Source organism: Streptomyces sp. NPDC017095 (genome assembly GCF_044332325.1).
In the GTDB taxonomy this organism is placed as follows: Bacteria; Actinomycetota; Actinomycetes; order Streptomycetales; family Streptomycetaceae; genus Streptomyces.
Genome location: NZ_JBIROU010000011.1, coordinates 220,176 through 236,645 on the forward strand (window position 1 = coordinate 220,176; position 16,470 = coordinate 236,645).

The 16,470-nt window shown below is 72.8% G+C and carries 18 protein-coding genes; 8 read left to right on the top strand and 10 right to left on the bottom strand.

Going from position 1 to position 16,470, the window contains the following annotated elements:
• Positions 1-65 precede the first annotated feature (65 nt).
• Genes ACH4OA_RS23350 through ACH4OA_RS23380 form a run of 7 tightly spaced genes read right to left on the bottom strand, consistent with a single transcriptional unit; the run spans position 66 to position 5,242 of the window.
• Entirely contained in the window at positions 66-398 is a 333-nt protein-coding gene (locus tag ACH4OA_RS23350; protein WP_365874544.1) for a TcmI family type II polyketide cyclase, read from the bottom strand.
• Between the two features lie 21 nt (positions 399-419).
• On the bottom strand, positions 420-899 hold the full coding sequence (locus ACH4OA_RS23355; protein WP_365874542.1) for an SRPBCC family protein: 480 nt from the start codon (positions 897-899) through the stop codon (positions 420-422).
• 1 nt (position 900) lies between these two features.
• A complete protein-coding gene (locus ACH4OA_RS23360; RefSeq protein ID WP_268695444.1) occupies positions 901-1,155 on the bottom strand; it encodes an acyl carrier protein in 255 nt (84 codons plus the stop codon).
• Between the two features lie 25 nt (positions 1,156-1,180).
• Positions 1,181-2,425 (bottom strand): beta-ketoacyl synthase N-terminal-like domain-containing protein, encoded by a 1,245-nt coding sequence (locus ACH4OA_RS23365; protein WP_397941935.1) that lies wholly within the window; start codon positions 2,423-2,425, stop codon positions 1,181-1,183.
• A gap of 7 nt (positions 2,426-2,432) precedes the next feature.
• Positions 2,433-3,692 (bottom strand): beta-ketoacyl-[acyl-carrier-protein] synthase family protein, encoded by a 1,260-nt coding sequence (locus ACH4OA_RS23370; protein ID WP_365874538.1) that lies wholly within the window; start codon positions 3,690-3,692, stop codon positions 2,433-2,435.
• On the bottom strand, positions 3,689-4,126 hold the full coding sequence (locus ACH4OA_RS23375; protein ID WP_365874536.1) for a cupin domain-containing protein: 438 nt from the start codon (positions 4,124-4,126) through the stop codon (positions 3,689-3,691). Before ACH4OA_RS23375 ends, ACH4OA_RS23370 begins: the two co-directional genes overlap by 4 nt.
• 33 nt (positions 4,127-4,159) lie before the next feature.
• A complete protein-coding gene (locus ACH4OA_RS23380; RefSeq protein ID WP_397941933.1) occupies positions 4,160-5,242 on the bottom strand; it encodes a SchA/CurD-like domain-containing protein in 1,083 nt (360 codons plus the stop codon).
• 203 nt (positions 5,243-5,445) lie between these two features.
• Here ACH4OA_RS23380 and ACH4OA_RS23385 point away from each other — a divergent pair, with 203 nt between their 5' ends.
• Positions 5,446-7,089 carry an FAD-dependent oxidoreductase gene (locus ACH4OA_RS23385; protein WP_397970544.1) on the top strand — a complete coding sequence of 548 codons (1,644 nt, stop codon included), beginning with the start codon at positions 5,446-5,448 and terminating at the stop codon, positions 7,087-7,089.
• A 1,182-nt stretch (positions 7,090-8,271) separates the two neighbouring features.
• Here the strand turns inward: ACH4OA_RS23385 and ACH4OA_RS23390 are convergent.
• Positions 8,272-8,739, bottom strand: coding sequence for an RDD family protein (locus ACH4OA_RS23390; RefSeq protein WP_365941907.1), 468 nt, complete (start codon positions 8,737-8,739; stop codon positions 8,272-8,274).
• Between the two features lie 210 nt (positions 8,740-8,949).
• Here ACH4OA_RS23390 and glnA point away from each other — a divergent pair, with 210 nt between their 5' ends.
• The 4 genes from glnA to ACH4OA_RS23410 all read left to right on the top strand — a co-directional run bounded on the left by glnA (position 8,950) and on the right by ACH4OA_RS23410 (position 12,503).
• Positions 8,950-10,359 (top strand): type I glutamate--ammonia ligase, encoded by a 1,410-nt coding sequence (gene glnA, locus ACH4OA_RS23395; protein WP_365873579.1) that lies wholly within the window; start codon positions 8,950-8,952, stop codon positions 10,357-10,359.
• Between the two features lie 226 nt (positions 10,360-10,585).
• Complete coding sequence (locus tag ACH4OA_RS23400) at positions 10,586-10,843, top strand: hypothetical protein (RefSeq protein WP_365873577.1); 258 nt, start codon at positions 10,586-10,588, stop codon at positions 10,841-10,843.
• Positions 10,844-11,002: 159 nt separating this feature from the next.
• A complete protein-coding gene (gene htpX / locus ACH4OA_RS23405; protein ID WP_397941928.1) occupies positions 11,003-11,917 on the top strand; it encodes a zinc metalloprotease HtpX in 915 nt (304 codons plus the stop codon).
• Between the two features lies 1 nt (position 11,918).
• Positions 11,919-12,503, top strand: a complete 585-nt coding sequence (locus ACH4OA_RS23410; RefSeq protein WP_365873574.1) for a hypothetical protein — start codon at positions 11,919-11,921, stop codon at positions 12,501-12,503.
• Between the two features lie 36 nt (positions 12,504-12,539).
• Here ACH4OA_RS23410 and ACH4OA_RS23415 read toward each other — a convergent pair whose 3' ends face one another.
• Positions 12,540-12,794 (bottom strand): hypothetical protein, encoded by a 255-nt coding sequence (locus ACH4OA_RS23415; RefSeq protein WP_397941926.1) that lies wholly within the window; start codon positions 12,792-12,794, stop codon positions 12,540-12,542.
• A gap of 148 nt (positions 12,795-12,942) precedes the next feature.
• On the opposite strand from ACH4OA_RS23415, the gene ACH4OA_RS23420 reads away from it, so the two are divergent.
• Entirely contained in the window at positions 12,943-13,773 is an 831-nt protein-coding gene (locus ACH4OA_RS23420) for an alpha/beta hydrolase (protein WP_397970547.1), read from the top strand.
• A gap of 87 nt (positions 13,774-13,860) precedes the next feature.
• Here the strand turns inward: ACH4OA_RS23420 and ACH4OA_RS23425 are convergent, their stop codons facing one another.
• The gene (locus tag ACH4OA_RS23425; protein ID WP_365873568.1) at positions 13,861-14,175 is read right to left on the bottom strand and encodes a hypothetical protein; all 315 of its coding nucleotides are present in this window, start codon (positions 14,173-14,175) and stop codon (positions 13,861-13,863) included.
• Positions 14,176-14,395: 220 nt separating this feature from the next.
• Here ACH4OA_RS23425 and ACH4OA_RS23430 point away from each other — a divergent pair, with 220 nt between their 5' ends.
• Together ACH4OA_RS23430 and glnII are read left to right on the top strand one after the other, a co-directional pair.
• Complete coding sequence (locus ACH4OA_RS23430; protein WP_365873566.1) at positions 14,396-14,764, top strand: ArsC/Spx/MgsR family protein; 369 nt, start codon at positions 14,396-14,398, stop codon at positions 14,762-14,764.
• A gap of 232 nt (positions 14,765-14,996) precedes the next feature.
• The gene (glnII, locus tag ACH4OA_RS23435; RefSeq protein WP_397945709.1) at positions 14,997-16,037 is read left to right on the top strand and encodes a glutamine synthetase; all 1,041 of its coding nucleotides are present in this window, start codon (positions 14,997-14,999) and stop codon (positions 16,035-16,037) included.
• Positions 16,038-16,470 lie beyond the last annotated feature (433 nt).

Below are 16,470 nucleotides of genomic sequence, written 5' to 3' on the forward strand. Positions count from 1 at the left end.
CACGGCGCACCGGTGCCGGGTCCGCGTCGCACGCGGGCCCGGCACCGGTGGTCCGGACGGGGGGGTCAGACGCCGGCGTCGCGCTCCCAGAGATAGAAGCGGCGGGCCATGGCGTCCTTCGGGGACCGCCAGGTCTGCGGGTCGTACGCGCTGACGTACGCCGACAGCCGTTCGCTGACCTCCTTGAACTGAGGGTGCGAGGCCACCTCGGCGATGGCCGGTCCGGGCTCGCGTTCGGACTCGATGAGGTGCATGTACACATCGCCGAACTGGAAGAGGCTGCGCCGGACCACCCCGACGAGGTGGGGCAGCTCTCCCCGGTCGGACTCCGCGAACACCTTGGCGATGCCGGGGGCGGAGTCCGGCGCCATACGGGCGACGATCAGGGCCTGGTGCACGGTCGTCTCCTGTCGTCCGGCTCAGTCGGCCAGGGCCGGGGCGGGCCGCTGTCCGGCCGCCGCCTTCTCGATCTTGTCCCGGATCAGGGCCAGCTGGACCTTGGAGTTCTTGTTGATGTTGTCGGTCATCCAGTCGTCGTCGACCGGTGCGTCCGGCTTCATCGCGAAGTCCTGCGTCCAGATCATCCGGGTGCCGGCGGGGACCTCCTCGTAGCGCCAGTGGATGTCCATGTGGGCGAAGGGACCGGTCTCCACCCGGCGGGCCGTGACGGTGCGGGAGTCACGGTCCGGCTCGCGCTCGGAGACCCAGCTCCAGACGGTGCCGTTCTCGTCCGGGTGCATGGTCAGCCGGAAGGTCGTCTTCTCGCCCTCCCGCTTGAGGACCTCCACCGACGCGTACTCGCTGAACAGCTGCGGCCAGCGCTCCAGGTCGTTGGTCATGTCCCAGACCAGGTCCAGCGGTGCGGCGATGGTGATCTCGTTCCGGGTGTGTCCTGCCATCTCAGGCTCCTGCCATCAGAGTGGTGTTGACGAGGTTGAGGAACTGCTGGGGCGTCTTGCAGCGTTCGGCGTCGACCGGCATCGGGGTGCCGTGCGTGTTCTCCAGTTCGCCGACGATGCCGAGCAGGCCCAGCGAGTCGACGCCGAGGACGTCGAAGCCGGTGTCCGGCTTCTCGACGAGCTGCTCCGGGCTGACGGTGACCCCGGCGGCCTTCTTCATCAGGGCGGCCAGTTCTTCCACGGTGATCTGCGGCATGGTGCTTCCTCCTTTGCTGCTGTTCTCAGTGCGCCGGGCCGCGTCGCAGCACCAGCGCCGAGTTCGACCCCATGAGTCCGCGGCTGAGGACCAGTGCCGTCCGCAGTTCGGCGACGCGGGCGCGGCCGGTGACGAGGTCGAGGTCGTGGCAGACGTCGAAGACGTTCGGCGTCGGCGGGATGATGCCGTGCTCCATGGCCAGCACGGCCGCGGCGGTGTCCAGCACCGGGGCCGCGCAGTAGCCGCGGCCGGTGCCGGTCTTCGGGGCGGTGACCGGCACCCGGGTGCCGTGCGCGCCGAGGGCGTCGGCGAGCGCCAGCGCCTCGGCCCGGTCCGCCGCCGGCACCCCGAGGGCGTCGGCGAAGACCACGTCGACCTCCTCGGGGGCGCAGCCGGCCTCCGCGAGGGCCTGCCCGATGGCGTGGGCGAGGCCGTCGCGGGAGTCCGCCCAGCGGGACGCACCGGTGAAGGTGGCCCCGTGGCCGGCGATGACGGCCCGGACGTCGGCGCCGCGCCGCCGGGCGGTGCCCGTCGCCTCCACGACGAGCATCGCGCCGCCCTCGGCCGGCACGAACCCGCACGCGCCGTCCGTGAAGGGCCGGTAGGCCCGGTCCGGGTCCGGCTCGCGGCTCAGCTCCTCGTAGCCGAGCTGGCAGACCATCGAGTACGGCGCGAGCGGCGCCTCGGTGGAGCCGGCCACGATCACGTCGGTGCCGCGCCGCACCGCCCGGGCCGCGTGGGCGAGGGCGTCCAGGCCGCCGGCCTCGTCGGAGGCGACGACCGAGCAGGGTCCCTTGAAGCCGCGGCGGATGGAGACCTGGCCGGTGCTCGCGGCGTAGAACCAGGCGATGGACTGGTACGGCCCGACGAACCGGCTGCCCTTGCCCCACAGTCGCTGCAGTTCGCGCTGGCCGAACTCGCCGCCGCCGGACCCGGCGGCGGTGACCACGCCGATGGAGTACGGCGCGTCGGGGATGCTGGCCTGCCCGAGCCGGGCGTCGTCCAGCGCGAGGTCGGCCGCGGCCATGGCGTAGTGCGTGAACCGGTCGGTCTGGACGAGGAAGCGCTCCTCGATCGTGGCCGCCGGGTCGAAGGCGCGGACCTCACCGGCCACCTTGAGGGGAAGGTGCTCACAGCCCTCGCGGGTGACCCGGTCGAGGACGCTGAGGCCCTCCTGGGTTGCCTTCCAGAAGGTGTCGGTGCTGGTGCCGTTGGGTGCGACCACCCCGATGCCGGTGACGGCCGCGTGCCGGTCCTTCGGTTCGCTCATCGTGTCCTCACTCCCTGGGCCGGGTCAGGATCACCGCGGACTGGAATCCCCCGAACCCGCTGCCCACGGACAGCACGCTGCTCAGCTTGCGTTCACGGGCGACGCGCGGGACGTAGTCCAGGTCGCACTCCGGGTCGGGGATCTCGTAGTTCGCGGTCGGCGGTACGACCTGCTTGGCGAGGGCCAGCACGCACGCGACCAGTTCGATGGCGCCGATCGCCCCGAGGGAGTGCCCCACCATGGACTTGATGGAGCTCATCGGGGTGTCGTAGGCGTGGTGGCCGAGCGCCCGCTTCACGGCCGCCGTCTCGTGGCGGTCGTTCTGCCGGGTGCCGGAGCCGTGCGCGTTGACGTAGTCGATCGCCGTCGGGTCGAGCCGCGCCTGGCCGAGCGCCGTCTCGATGGCCCGCGCCATCTCCAGGCCCTCCTTGGTCAGGCCGGTCATGTGGTAGGCGTTGCCGAAGGTGGCGTAGCCGCCCAGTTCGCAGTACACACGGGCACCGCGGGCCCGGGCGTGCTCCAGTTCCTCCAGGACGAGCACGGCGCCGCCCTCGCCCATGACGAACCCGTCACGGTTGTTGTCGAAGGGCCGGGAGGCGTGCGCCGGGTCGTCGTTGTTGGGTGACGTGGCCTTGATCGCGTCGAAGCAGGCCATGGTGATCGGGGATATCGGCGAGTCGGAGGCCCCCGCGACGCAGATGTCGGCGCGGCCCTCCTGGACGGTGTGGAAGGCGTAGCCGACGGCGTCCAGGCCCGAGGTGCAGCCGGTGGAGACGGTCTGCACCGGACCCTGCGCGCCGAAACGTTCCGCCACCGCGGAGGCCACGGTGCTCGGCGAGAACGCCCGGTGCAGCTGCGGCTCCGCCTCGCCGTGGTCGACGTCCCAGCGCTGCCCGCGATGGCTGACCAGGACGTAGTCGTGCTCCAGACGGGTGGTGCCGCCGACGGCGGTGCCCAGCGAGACACCGATCCGCCACGGGTCCTCGCGGGCGAAGTCGAGACCGGAGTCCCGGACCGCCTCCTCCCCGGCGACCAGCGCGAACTGTATGTACCGGTCCGCCCGTTGGATCTGCTCGGTGTCCAGGCCGTGCGCCGCCGGGTCGAAGTCGCACTCGGCGGCGATCCGGGACCTCAGCCCGGCCGGGTCGAAGAACGTGATGCCCCGCGTCGCGGTACGGCCTTCGGCCAGCAGGTCCCAGAACGCCGGTACGCCGATCCCGCCCGGGGCGACGACGCCTATGCCGGTGACCGCCACGCGCCGGGTCATGAGCGGACCTGTTCCCGGCGGGCCGGCTCGGCGGCGACGGCGAGGTCCGCCGTCTCCTCGGTGTCGACGTGCCCGAGGGCCGGCCGCGGGGCGAGCGGGCCCAGGTGGAAGACGAGCCGCGCCTCCACGTCGCCGACGTTGCGGAAGCGGTGGCGCATGTTGATCGGGATCATCAGGCCCTGCTCGGGCCGCAGCGGGTGCGGTTCGCCGTCCAGGTCGACCTCCAGCAGCCCGGAGACGACGTAGACGAACTCCTCGGAGTAGGGGTGGTAGTGCTCACCGATGCGGTCGCCGGGCCGGATGAGGGCCACGCCCATGAAACCGCTGGTGGCGCCCACCGTCGTCGGGGTGAGCATGGCCCGCAGATCGCCGCCGCGCCGGGTGTTGGGCTCGATCTCGCCGAGGTCCACGATCTTCGGAAGGGGTCTGGTCACGGTGTTCCTCCGTTGGTGTGCTGGCCGGCCGGGTCAGGCGTCGGGTGAGCGGCGGTCGGTGACGAGGTCCATGCCGACGGGCTCGCCGTCCAGCAGGGCGTCCAGCGCGGCCGGCCGCCGGGCCTCGGCCGCGAGGGCCCGCGCGCCGAGGCCGGGCCGTACGTCGATCAGCCGGACGACGACGTCGTCGCGCTGGAAGATCGTGCTGCGCAGGACCGGGCCGTCCGGGTCGTCCGCCGCCGCCTCGTCCCGCTGGGCGAGCAGCTCGGCCAGCCGCATCCCGCCGCCCGGCCGGGCCGGGTAGTACTCGGCGCGCCGCTCGCCCTCGGTCAGCTCGTCGGCGGTGAGGTGGTGCACGGCGGGCAGCGCCGCCCGGGTGAAGAACACCCGCGCGGACTCCTGGTCGTCCAGGTCCCGCTCCTGCTCCAGATAGGGGTTGATCGCCTCCTCCACGGCCCGCACCTCCGGCTGCCGGGCCACGTGGCGCAGTGCCGCGAGCAGGTCACCGCGCACCTCGATGGCCCGCACCACCCGGTTGCCGTGCATGAACAGGGAGGTCCGGCACAGCCGGGTGGTCTCGTCGACCCGGGCCCGGGGGGAGGCGTAGTCCGCGAGGATCTTCTTGACCCGCTCCTCGCTGCCCGGCCGGACCGTGAAGGTCAGCGCGTGCCGGATCACACCGTCGCCGATCCGCGGGGACGACTGGAGCCGGCGGCGCGAGGCGGCACCGGCGGCCTCCTCGCCCGTCTCGCGGACGACGTGGAAGCGCAGCGACCGGGTGTCACGGACGCAGCTGTGCAGCGGTTCCACCATCCGCACGTGCTCCTCGCTGTTCACCCAGGTGAGGAACGGCGGGGCGCTCTCCCACTCGCTGGTGATCAGCCACTGGGAGGGGTTCTCGATCGACTGGCACAGCTGGTCGCTGACGTGGCCGGGAACCTGCGCCACCTGGTTGCACAGCTGCTCGTAGGCCTCCAGGAACTGCTGCTGGGCGCCGTCGTGGACGTCCACGAGGAGGACGACCCTGAGCGGGGAGCCGTCGAACACGGACTGGGAGACCCGCTTCGACACCTGGCGCGTCGACGGGGCCGAGAGCTTTTCCGACAAGGTGGTCATGCTGCGCACATCTCCTTCACGGGGGCAGAGGCGGACGCCGGCGGCCGAATGACGCGACGTCAGCGCTTCTTGATCCTGTGCCGCTTCCCCCGCTGCGCGCGACTCGCGTGAACCACGTGGGTGATTGAGCACGCGAAAGCCGTCCCACAGGGCACACAAACACCAGCGCGCCCCCCATCCCCACCCCTGCCTCTGGAGCCTTGATGCAGCACAAAGCCGATCACCAGGTGCCCGTCCTCGTCGTGGGCGGCTCTCTGGTGGGCCTGTCCCTCTCCCTGTTCCTGGGCCGTCTGGGCGTACCGCACATGCTCGTCGAGCGGCACTCCGGGACCTCGATCCATCCGCGCGGCCGCGGCAACAACCTGCGGACGATGGAGCTGTTCCGGGTGGCCGGCCTCGAACCGGACATCAAGGCGGCGGCCTCCCTGCTCGCCGGCAACCACGGCATCCTGCAGACGCCCACGCTGGCCGGGGACGCCGGCGAATGGCTGTTCCGGCACATCGACCCGGGCGGCGGGCTGGCCCGGTTCAGCCCCACGTCGTGGTGCCTGTGCAGCCAGAACGATCTGGAGCCGGTGCTGCTGAAGGGGGCCCGGGCGCTCGGCGGCGACCTGCGCTACTTCCACGAGCTGGAGTCCTTCGCCCAGGACCCCGAAGGAGTGACGGCGTTCGTCCGGGACCGCGACAGCGACGAGCTGTACACGGTCCGCGCGGACTACCTCGTCGCCTGCGACGGGCCGCGCAGCCCCGTCCGGCGCCATCTCGGCATCGGGCAGAACGGCCCCGGCGACCTGTTCGCCAACGTGAGCGTCACCTTCCGCTCCAAGCTGCTCGCCGAGACCGTCGGCGACCGCCGCTTCATCTGCTGCTACCTCACCAGCCCGGAGGCCGACGGCGCCCTGCTGCCCGTCGACAACAAGGAACACTGGGTGTTTCACGCCCCCTGGCACCCGGAACACGGCGAGCGACTGGAGGAGTTCACCGAGGAACGGCTCCAGCGGCACATCCGGCTGGCCGTCGGCGTGCCCGACCTGGACGTGGAGATCACCGGCAAGGCGTCCTGGCGCGCGGCGGAGCGGGTCGCCGAGCGGTACGCGGCCGGCCGGGTGCTGCTCGCCGGGGACTCGGCCCACGAGATGTCCCCGACCGGCGCCTTCGGCTCCAACACCGGCATCCAGGACGCCCACAACCTGGCCTGGAAGCTGGCCGCCGTCCTCGACGGCTGGGCCGGCCCCGGCCTGCTGGACACCTACGACACCGAGCGCCGCCCGGTCGCCCTGGCCACCAGCGCCCGCGCCTCGGCGCGCTCCGTGGAGCACAGCCACCCCGGCTTCGCCCCGACCCCGGGCGTCGGCTCCGGCCCGCGCAGCGGCATCCTCCCGGTCGTCCTCGCCTACCGCTATCCGGAGGGCGCCGTCCTGGGCGCCGACCCGGCCCAGCCGGTCGTGCCCGACGAGGTGCGGCTGACCGCGGACCCGGGCAGCCGGGCCCCGCACCTGTGGCTGCGCCGGGCGGGCGAACGGCTCTCCTCGGTCGACCTCTACGAGCGCTCGCTGGTCCTGCTCAGCGACGCCGGTTCGCCCGCGGGCGCGGCCTGGCACGCGGCCGCACGGCGGATCGCGGACACGGACGGGGTACGGCTGGAGCCCTACCGCGTCGGCACCGGCCCGGACGCCGACCTGGTCCACGACGAAGACCCCGGCTGGGCCGCGCTGCACGGCACCACGGCGGACGGAGCGGTCCTGGTACGCCCCGACGGCTTCGTAGCCTGGCGCACCCCCACCATCCCCCCAGCCCCGGAAACGGAACTGCGGAGGGTACTGGCGGCGGTACTGCGCCGGGGGTGAGAGGAGGCGGGTCCCGGGCCGGGGCTGGGGCAGACCCGGGCCAGGGGCGGTACCTGGCCGGGGGCGGGTTCCGGGGCCGGGCGCGGGTCCCGGGGCTGGGCACGCGGGTCCCGGGGCTGGGCACGCGTCCCGGGGCTGGTGGAGACCGGTGCCGGGCGCGGTCCCGGGGCTGGTGATGCCCGGTGCCGGGTACGGACGCCGGTGCCGGGCACGGGTCACGGTGCCGGGGGCGGATTCCGGGGCTGGTGGAGACCGGTGCCGGGCGCGGGCACCGGTGTCGGGCGCGGGTCCGGGGGTTCGGCGCGGGGACGGTGCCGGGCGCGGACGCCGGTGCCCGGCATGGGTCCGTCCCGGTGCCGGGTACGGAGGCGGTGCCGGGCGCGGAGACCGGTGCCGAGGCCGGCGAACAGCGCGGGCGTCGTGACGGAGGTCGTCCGTGCCGGAGAGTGCGGACGGCTCCTGCACGAGAGGGTCGGGACGGGGGCGCAACAGGGCAGACCCGGCCGGTTCCGGCCGCCGCAGGCGTCAGGCCGGGCGGGGGCGGGCCCGGCCGGTTCTGGCCGGCGCAGGCACACGGGGCCGCGGCACGGGTAGGCCCGGCCGTTTCGGACCGGCGCGGGGCCGAACCCCGCCGGGTCGGGCCGCCGCAGGCACGCGACCCGCGGCACGGGTGAGCCCGGCCGTTCCCGACCGGCGCAGGGCGGACCCCACCGGGTCAGGCCGCCCCAGGAGTGCGGGCCCGGGGGCGAGCCCCGCCGGTCCGGTCGCCGCAGGCTTCAGGCCAGGGCGGGGGCAGGCCCCGCCGGTCCGGGGCCGCCGCGGGCTTCGGACCGGAGTCAGAGCGGACCCGGCCGGTTCCGGCCGCCGCAGACACACGGACCGCGGCACGGGTGAGCCCAGCCGTTCCCGACCGAGGCGGGGCGAACCCCACCGGATCGGGCCACCGCAGGCACTCGGCACGAGCGGGCCCAGCCGGTTCCGACCGGAGCGGGGCGAACCCCGCCGGGGCAGGCCGCCGCAAGCACGCGACCCGCGGCACGGGTGGGCCCGGCCGTTCCCGACCGGCGCAGGGCGGACCCCACCGGGGCAGGCCGCCGCAGGCATCGGGCCAGGCGGGGGCGGACCCCTCCGGTTCCGGCCGCCGCAGGCTTCAGGCCAGGGCGGGGCGGGGTCCGGCGGGGGTCAGATGCGGACTTCCACCGTCTTCGCGAGGCGGTCGTGGAGGCCGCGGCCGTCGCGGTCCCAGATCAGTGCGGGGATCGCCAGGCACAGCAGGACCGAGCGCAGCAGGGCGCGGCCCGGGCGGACGGTGCCGGTCTCCAGGGCCAGGACCCGGATGCCGAAGAGGCGCTTGCCCGGGGTGAAGCCGACCGTGCCGACGGTGAGGACGCTCAGCGCGAAGAAGACGCCCAGCGCCCAGTTGCTCGTGGCCGGGCCGTTGCGGTGGGTGATCAGGCCGTATGCGATCAGGACGCACAGCGCCCAGTCCACGGCGAGCGCGCCGAGCCGCCGTCCGGGCCGTGCCATCGAGTTCGGCCCCTGCTCCGGCAGACCGAGCTGCTCGCCCCGGTACCCGAAGTCGGCGCCCGCCTCTTCCATGGCCGCGCGCGGGCCGGAGAGCCACGATCCGATTGCCTGCCTGTTGTCCACCCGTCCACGGTACTGCGCCCGGTTTCGGACACTACGCGCAGGGGTGTGTCCGGGCTACGGTGGACAGGTGGCTGGTTAACTTCTGCGAAACAAACGGGTCACGCCCGAGAAATCACCCATCCCTAGGGTCAAGACCAGCGTGTGCCACCGCACTGGCCGCACGAACGATCTACCACCCCGGCGAGGACGGTCGGGAGTAGGAGGAGCTGGATGTTCCAGAACGCCGACGAGGCCAAGAAGTTCATCGCGGACGAGGACGTCAAGTTCGTCGACGTCCGCTTCTGCGACCTGCCGGGCGTCATGCAGCACTTCACGGTGCCCGTTGAGGCGTTCGACCCGGACGAGGAGCTGGCCTTCGACGGATCGTCGATCCGCGGTTTCCAGGCCATCCACGAATCCGACATGGCTCTGCGTGCCGACCTGTCCACCGCGCGTGTCGACACGTTCCGCCGGGACAAGACCCTCAACATCAACTTCTTCATCCACGACCCGATCACGGGCGAGCAGTACTCCCGTGACCCGCGCAACGTGGCGAAGAAGGCGGAGGCCTACCTGGCGTCGACGGGCATCGCCGACACGGCGTACTTCGGCCCCGAGGCCGAGTTCTACGTCTTCGACAGCGTGCGTTTCGCCACCTCCGCGAACGAGTCGTTCTACCACATCGACTCCGAGGCCGGCGCCTGGAACACCGGCGCGGTGGAGAACAACCGCGGCTACAAGGTGCGCTACAAGGGCGGCTACTTCCCGGTGGCCCCGGTCGACCACTTCGCCGACCTGCGCGCCGAGATCTCCCTGGAGCTGGAGAAGTCCGGCCTGAAGGTCGAGCGCCAGCACCACGAGGTGGGCACCGCCGGCCAGGCGGAGATCAACTACAAGTTCAACACGCTGCTGGCCGCCGCCGACGACCTCCAGCTCTTCAAGTACATCGTGAAGAACGTCGCCTGGCGCAACGGCAAGACCGCGACCTTCATGCCGAAGCCGATCTTCGGTGACAACGGCTCGGGCATGCACGTGCACCAGTCGCTGTGGAGCAACGGCGACCCGCTGTTCTACGACGAGGCCGGTTACGCGGGCCTGTCGGACACCGCGCGCTACTACATCGGCGGCATCCTCAGGCACGCGCCGTCGCTGCTGGCCTTCACCAACCCGACGGTGAACTCCTACCACCGCCTGGTGCCGGGCTTCGAGGCGCCGATCAACCTGGTGTACTCGCAGCGCAACCGCTCGGCCGCGATGCGTATCCCGATCACCGGCTCGAACCCGAAGGCCAAGCGCGTGGAGTTCCGCGCGCCCGACTCCTCCGGCAACCCGTACCTGGCCTTCTCGGCGCTGCTCCTCGCGGGCCTGGACGGCATCAAGAACAAGATCGAGCCGGCCGAGCCGATCGACAAGGACCTGTACGAGCTGGCTCCCGAGGAGCACGCGAACGTCGCCCAGGTCCCGACCTCCCTCGGCGCGGTCCTCGACGCCCTCGAGGCCGACCACGAGTTCCTCCTCCAGGGCGACGTGTTCACGTCCGACCTGATCGAGACGTGGATCGACTTCAAGCGCACCAACGAGATCGCCCCGCTCGCCCTGCGCCCGCACCCGCACGAGTTCGAGCTGTACTTCGACGTGTGACCGGCGGGGACAGCCGGCCGTGGCCCCCTGTCCCTGACGTGACGCGAGAGACAGCCGAGAGGGCTGCCGTCCCCCTTGTGGGGCGGCAGCCCTCTCGCTTGCCCGCACGCCGGCCGCTCCCGGTGTCCGGCTCCCGGCCTCCGTGCAACCTTTCGCGCTTCCCAGACTTCCTCTTGTCGGGGGATCATTCTCCCGGACTCCGCCGGACGAGAGAGGTTGCACGGGGATGCTGGAACAGGACGACTGGGAGCGCGAGTTCGATCACACGTGGGCGGACTCCGCCGAGCACAAGGAGCCCTCCGCGCGGGCCCGGATGCTCGCCGCCCGCTGGAAGGAGAACCCGCCGGAACCGGCGCCCTTCCGTGCCGACCCGGGCCCGGTGGGGCCGCGCCGGTCGTCCTGGGTGTCGACGGCCGTGGTGCTCGGCTGTGTGGCCGTGGTGATCGTGCTGCTCGGGTACGCGCAGATGCGCTCCTCGTACTGACGCAGCGCGGGTGCGCTCCCCCTGCTGAGGCGACAGCACGGCGCCCGGCCGGCGCGCGGCCGTATTTTGCCGCTTCCGTGGCCGCCGTGTACCTCGGCATGGGAATCCCCGGGTGCACACTGGAGGCGGGACGAGTGCCTGAGTGCGGGGTGATGCGAGATGCGGAGCCGGTTCCGGAGCGATCGGCGGCTGACCGTGCGCATGGGTGTGACGCTGTTCCTGCTCGGCCTGCTGTACGTGGGCTTCGTCGCCGCGCTGATCGTGCTGCTGAAGTCCTGGGTGCTGGTCGCCGTCCTGGTGGGCGCGCTCTTCGTGGCGCAGTTCTGGTTCTCCGACCGGATCGCCATGTACGCGATGCGCGGGCGGGTCGTGGAGCGGGAGGAGTATCCCGAGCTGCACGCCGTGGTCGACCGGCTGTGCGCCATCGCCGACCTGCCCAGGCCGGTGGTCGCGGTGTCCCCGATGGACATGCCGAACGCGTTCGCGACCGGCCGGAGCGCCGATCACGCCGTGGTCTGCGTGACCACGGGCCTGCTGCGCCGGCTGGAGCCCGCCGAGCTGGAAGGCGTGCTCGCGCACGAGCTGTCGCACGTCGCGCACAAGGACGTCGCCGTGATCACGGTGGCGTCCTTCCTCGGCGTGCTGGCGGGCCTCGTCGTACGGTTCGCCTTCTACTCTCAGGTGTTCGGCCGCCGGGACCAGAACACGGCCGCCGTCCTCGCCGCCGTCCTGGCCGTCTCGGCGGCCGTGTACGCGCTCAGCTTCCTGCTGATCCGGGCCCTGTCCCGGTACCGCGAGCTGGCCGCCGACCGCGCGGCGGCGCAGCTGACCGGCCGGCCCTCGGCCCTGGCCGCGGCGCTCACCAAGGTCTCCGGGGAGATCGCGCGTATCCCGACCAAGGACCTGCGGACGGCCCAGGCGTTCAACGCGTTCTACTTCACCCCGGCGACCGGCCGGGAACCCGGCATCGAGCGGTTCTTCTCCACCCACCCGACCCTGGAACAGCGGCTGGAGCAGCTGGGCCGGATCTCGGCGGAGCTGGGCGAGCCCGCCGCCCCGGGCAAGGCGGGCTGACGTGGGACTGCTGGACGTCCTGCTCGGCCGTACGAAGCCGGTCGCGCCCGATCTCGACCGGCTGTTCGCGCTGCCGTCGGCGGCGGTGACGCTGGAGGCGGCAGCCGGTTTCACGCCGACCGGGAGCGGGGCGGTGTGCTTCGCCACGGTGGAGGGCGCCGCCTTCGAGCGGCTGTGCCAGGAGGTGCGGGAGCTGCTGGACGCGGACAGCGACCGCACCGGCCCGCCGGTCACACCGCACCGGGACGGCTACGGCTACTCCTGGCTGGTGTCGCGCCGCTCCCCCGGCCGGCTGCCCGAGCTGGTGACCGATCTGCACGCGGTGAACAGCTCGCTGGAGGCGGCCGGCTTCGGCCCGCAGCTGCTGTGCTCGCTGGTCTCCTTCACGGACGGCACCGGCCGGCGGCTCGCCCTCGTCTACCTCTACAAGCGCGGCACCTTCTATCCGTTCGCCCCGCTGCCCGGCGCCGCCGAGCGGCGGGACACCGCGCTGGAGCTACAGCTCAGGGCAGCCCTCGACGGCGACCTGCCGGTCGAACCGGACCTGGGCCGCTGGTTCCCCGTGTGGGGCGCCCCCGGCCTGTGACGGCCGGCTCCACCCCGGACGCACCGCGTCACCGGCTCACCGGGTCTTCTCGGCGGGCCGCTCACGGCGGTAGCGGCGCTCCCACTCGGCCTGCCGGTCCCGGCGCTCCCGGTACGCCCGGTAGCTCTCGGGAGGGGCGCCGGGTCCGGCGGCGGGCGGGACCGCGCCGGGCGAGCCACGGCCGTGCGTGGCGTACAGATACAGCAGGGCCACGGCCGCGAGCCACCAGAGGTGGTTGCCGATGCCGAGGACCACCAGGACGACCGTCCCGGCCGCGAGAACGCCACGCATGACGGACCTCCAAGGAGTGAGGCGAGGTGAACGGGATGAGGGTGACGGAGGGTGACCGGCGCGTCTCCGTTCGCCCAGCGTAGGGAGGGCGCGACCGCCGGTGCATCCGGTTTTCCGGTGGCGGACCGGCCGTGAGTGAATGACCCGCATGGACGAACTCACCGGTTTCACGCAGGCGTACGACGGCGAGCGGCTCAGCGCGGTGAGCGCCGGTCCGGCCGGCCGGGCCACCGTGGTGCTGCTGCACGGCGCGGGCAACGGCAGCAAGGAACGCCTGACGCCGCTCCTCGCCGACTTCGCCGCCCAGGGCTGCCGCGCCCTGGCCTTCGACTTCTCCGGTCACGGCGACAGCACGGGCGCGCTCTCCGAGCTGAGCCTGCGCCGGCGCTACGAGCAGGCGGTGGCGGTGCTCGACGCGCACGCCCCGGCGGCCGACCCCCTGGTGCTGGTGGGCTTCAGCATGAGCGGGCAGACGGTCGCGGACCTGGTGCGGCACTACGGGCGCCGGGTCGCGGCGATCGGTCTGGGCGCGCCCGCCGTCTACTCCCCGGCGGCCTGGGAGGTCCCGTTCGGCACCGGCGACAGCCGCTTCTCCGAGCTGATCCGCACCCCGGACGGCTGGCGCGAGTCCCGGGCTCTGGAGGCGTTGCGGTCGTACGCGGGCCGGGCCGTGCTGGCGGTGCCCGGCAACGACGCGGTCATCCCGCCGGAGGTGACGGAGGCGGTGCAGCAGGCGCTGTCCGCCCGCGCCCGGCTCACCCGCCTCGAACTCCCGGACTCCGAGCACCGGGTGGGCGTGTGGTTCCACGACCACCCCGAGGACCGGCGGGAGTTCGTGGCGCTCCTGCTGGAGGGCCTGGAGGGCAGGGGAGGCCCCGAGGGCCCGGAAGGCGGCCAGCCGGCCGCGCACGACGGTCAGCCGGCCGTGCACACCGGGCAGCCGGCCGCCGTCGGCGACGGGACCGGCGCGTCCGTGTGAGTCCCCGACGACCGGAGCGGGCCGGTACGGCCGTCACCGGTGCCGGGGTCCCGCGGCGGGCGGCGGGAGCCCCGGCGGCCGGGGCGCTCAGCGTGAGTAGCGCATCAGCGCCCGCACCATGTGGCACGTGGTGTCGGAGGGCGCCCGCATCCCGATCCGCTCGGCCGCGCCGCGGATCGTCTCGTTCCGGGCCTGGTCCGGCAGGTGGATCCCGGAGTCGAGCAGGGCTATGGCGAGGCGCATGGCCTTCAGGCGCCGGTTGTGCGTGACGTACCACTCGCGCGGCCGGCCGGCCGGGAGCGGTCGCTTCGCCACGGGCTCGTAGGGCGAGTCGAACGGCACGGGACGCTGGGCGGTGGACTGGGTCGGCGACGGCTTCGGCTTCAGAGCGGCAGCGGGCACAGGATCCTCCTGTCGCGGTCGGGCCGGACACCGGGACCCCGGCACCCGCCCTTCGAACACTGCTTCCATTCTACCCGCGGCCACTGACAATCGACCGTCCGCGGCAGACGCCGATCCTGCTGCTGAGCAGGGAGATTGACGTGTCGTCACCAGCGGTGAGGGTGAGACTGCCGGGGTGTGGTGAATTCGAACAGAGCCAGGACCGCGTACCGTGTTCCGCATGGAGATCTGGATCAATCCGGCCTGTTCCAAGTGCCGCAGCGCGATCAGCCTGCTGGACGCCGAGGGCGCCGAGTACACCGTGCGCCGGTATCTGGAGGACGTCCCGGGCGAGGACGAGATCAGGGCCGTACTGGAGCGGCTGGACCTGGAGCCGTGGGACATCACCCGCACCCAGGAGCCGGTGGCGGCGGAGCTGGGGCTGAAGGAGTGGCCGCGGGACGAGAGCGCGCGGGACCGCTGGATCGCCGCGCTCGCCGGGCATCCGAAGCTGATCCAGCGTCCGATCATCACCGCGGACGACGGGACGGCGCTGGTGGCGCGCAGCGAGGACGCCGTACGGGAGGCCCTCTCCCGCGACGGGAGCTGAGTCCGGGCCGGTATCCGGGGGCCGGTGCGGGCCGTACACGGCCGGCCCGCCGGTCCCCTGGCGCCCCCGCACGTGAGCCGCACCACAGAAGGCCCGGGTAACACGGGGTTCACATACGGGCAACCGGCGGGAAACGGCCCGTTGACAGGCTGCCCGGCAGTTCGAGCGGCGCACCGGTGCCGCAGCGCCGGGCTCCCGCCAGTGGGCCCGACCACCCCGAAGGATGGGCCCCGTGACCTTCAAGGCTGAGTACATCTGGATCGACGGCACCACGCCGACGGCCAAGCTGCGTTCCAAGACGAAGATCATCACGGGTGCCCCGGCCGGTCTCGACGCGCTGCCGCTGTGGGGCTTCGACGGCTCCTCCACCAACCAGGCCGAGGGCCACTCCTCGGACCGTGTGCTCAAGCCGGTCTTCACCTGCCCGGACCCGCTCCGCGGCGGCGACGACGTGCTCGTCCTGTGCGAGGTCCTGGACACGGACATGCAGCCGCACTCCTCCAACACGCGGGCCGCGCTGGCCGAGGTCGCCGAGCGGTTCGCCGCGCAGGAGCCCGTCTTCGGCATCGAGCAGGAGTACACCTTCTTCAACGGCTCGCGTCCGCTGGGCTTCCCCGAGGGCGGCTTCCCGGCCCCGCAGGGCGGCTACTACTGCGGTGTCGGCGCCGACGAGATCTTCGGCCGCGACGTCGTCGAGGCGCACCTCGACAACTGCCTGAAGGCGGGCCTCGGCATCTCCGGCATCAACGCCGAGGTCATGCCCGGCCAGTGGGAGTTCCAGGTCGGTCCGCTGGCCCCGCTGGAGGTCTCCGACCAGCTGTGGCTGGCCCGCTGGCTGCTGTACCGCACCGCCGAGGACTTCGGTGTCTCCGCGACCCTGGACCCGAAGCCGGTCAAGGGCGACTGGAACGGCGCCGGCGCGCACACCAACTTCTCCACCAAGGCGATGCGCGAGGGGCCCGAGGGCTACGCCGCCATCGTCACCGCGTGCGAGGCGCTCGGCGAGGGCTCGAAGCCGCTGGACCACGTGAAGAACTACGGCGCCGGCATCGACGAGCGCCTGACCGGCCTGCACGAGACCGCTCCCTGGGACGAGTTCTCCTACGGGGTCTCCGACCGCGGTGCCTCGGTGCGCATCCCGTGGCAGGTCGAGAAGGACGGCAAGGGCTACCTCGAGGACCGCCGTCCGAACGCCAACGTCGACCCGTACGTGGTGACCCGCCTGATGGTGGACACCTGCTGCGCCGCGCTGGAGAAGGCCGGCCAGGTCTGATCCGTCCCACGCCACCGAAGAGGGCGCCCGCCGATCCGGCGGGCGCCCTCTTTGCTGCCGCGCGCCGGCCCGTTCCGGGGGTGCGCGGGGCGGTCGCGCGCCCTCTCCCGGCCGCCGCACCGCGGCTCCCGGTAACCGTCCCCGTGGCCGGCCGGGCGTCCGCACTGTCCGGTTGCCGAGACGGCGGCCGGGCGGCGGCCGACCGTCCGCACCCCGCTGACCTGGGCGGAAAGGGGGCATCGCGGGCGGACGTCACGTCAATTTACCGCCAAGGAAACGTCCAAGCAGTGAGAGGAGACTCCTGCCCGCCGCGCGCCTCTGCTTCAATGGAGCCATGGCCGGCATCCAGCAGAGCACCGCGACGGGTCGTTACGACCTCCAGCCGTTCTGGCCTTCCCGTCAGCACCACGACTTCGACCGTGTGTGTCGCCGC